The 1669-nt window shown below is 46.0% G+C and carries 2 protein-coding genes; one reads left to right on the top strand and one right to left on the bottom strand.

What is annotated here, in order from left to right:
• Window positions 1–191: 191 nt before the first annotated feature.
• The gene (locus GRP75_RS26260; protein WP_023989285.1) at window positions 192–881 is read right to left on the bottom strand and encodes a TerC family protein; all 690 of its coding nucleotides are present in this window, start codon (window positions 879–881) and stop codon (window positions 192–194) included.
• Between the two features lie 351 nt (window positions 882–1232).
• Between GRP75_RS26260 and GRP75_RS26265 the strand changes: the two genes are divergently transcribed.
• Window positions 1233–1669, top strand: a 437-nt coding sequence (locus GRP75_RS26265; protein ID WP_160790811.1) for a TVP38/TMEM64 family protein, incomplete at its 3' end; no start/stop codon positions are given.

Raw genomic sequence — 1669 nt, forward strand, 5'->3', positions numbered from 1 at the left:
CTACCCTTGTCTTCGTTTGCTTGTCCATTTCGCTCCCACCTTTAATCACTCATTCATCTGTTGTCTAGTTTACATGGAAGTCTGCTGACAAGCAAAGAAAAGAGACTGCTCCGGGTCCAGTTGGACCTAACAGAACAGCCTCTACGGCATGAATGTTCAGCTTCAGCTAAGTTTACTTAATGTAAGTTAGCTTAGGCGTGCTGCGCTTGCTTTCTTGTTTTTTCACTTTTAATTTTTTTAACACGCATCCCAATGGCTACAACCAGAACCACAACCAGAACCTCAAAGCCGTATTTAATGACCCCGTTCATAAACCAGTGTGCAATCAGCGGTTCCGCCACCACCATTTTGGCGGCAGTGTAAGCCAGTACAGCAGCACCAATCGTAATAACTACTGGGTAACGTTCAGTCAGCTTCAAGATAATCGTACTTCCCCACACCATGATTGGAACGGAGATTGCCAGACCCAGTATAACAAGCAGCATGTTTCCATGAGCTGCTCCCGCAACAGCAAGTACATTGTCGAGGCCCATCATCGTATCCGCGATAATAATCGTGCGGATCGCTGCCCACATTTGATTCGTAGCTGAAATTTCATGTTTTTTCTCTTCGACCAGCAGCTTATAGGCAATATAGATAAGTGCGAGTCCCCCAATCAAACGCAATCCATAAATTTGCAATAAATACGTGACCAGCACTGTAGCAATCACACGAATGATGACCGCTCCGACCGTCCCCCAAATAATGACCTTCTTTTGATTGGCCTTATCAACATTGCGAGCCGCCAAACCGATTACGATGGCATTGTCACCAGCTAGCACCAGATCAATGATAATGATGGATACTAATGCGGTTAAAAACTCAATTGACAAAAAATCCATACGTTTCTCCCACCTTTTTTATTTATTTGTTATACTGTACATAGTTCAGCGCTTTATACTAAAAAAGCGCCATTTCACGGAATCCGGAAACGGCGCTTGACCCAAATTTGGCATCAAAAAAAGACCATTTACCCGGATTCCTAAAATCCTGGCAAAGGTCTCGCTTACAACATTACGTTGCCAATAAAGCCGGGGATTAAAAATCCCGTAATGACGACTTTACTCGTTGAGCTACTCCCCTTTGGGAACTATTCTATTAGTGGCAGTATAGCACACATTATTGGGAATGTGAACCCTATTTTTTTCTGTATAAGCGATAAGCCGAACAGGGATATTGAAAGAGGTATGTAAATGAAAAAATGGCTACTCGTCGCGGCTTATGTTTCGCTGCTTTGCATCGCGTTTATCTACAGATATGATTGGCTCGCCTGGGCGGACAAGCAAACCTCCTTTCCAGTTTTGCTACTGCTCGCATTTTTATTCGCGTTAATACCGTTTGTGCCGTACAAGCTGATTATCGCTTCTATTGCTTATGCCGCAGGCCCCTGGCAAGGTGCTCTGATCTGCTGGCTGGGCACTACCTTGGCTGCGCTGGTCGTTTATAGTGCCGTACGTACCCTGTTCCGTGACAAAGGACGTGCCTATTTGGAGCGGGTTCCCGCATTGGAGCGCTTCAATCGGGTCATGGAGAGGGAGCCTTTTGCTGCTGTGCTGCTGGCTCGCCTGATTCCGGTCATCCCCCAGGCAGCGGTAAATGTATACGCTGGAGTAGCAGGGTTTCCGTTCTG

It is taken from the genome of Paenibacillus sp. OT2-17 (assembly GCF_009827695.1).
Lineage (GTDB): Bacteria > Bacillota > Bacilli > Paenibacillales > Paenibacillaceae > Paenibacillus > Paenibacillus polymyxa_B.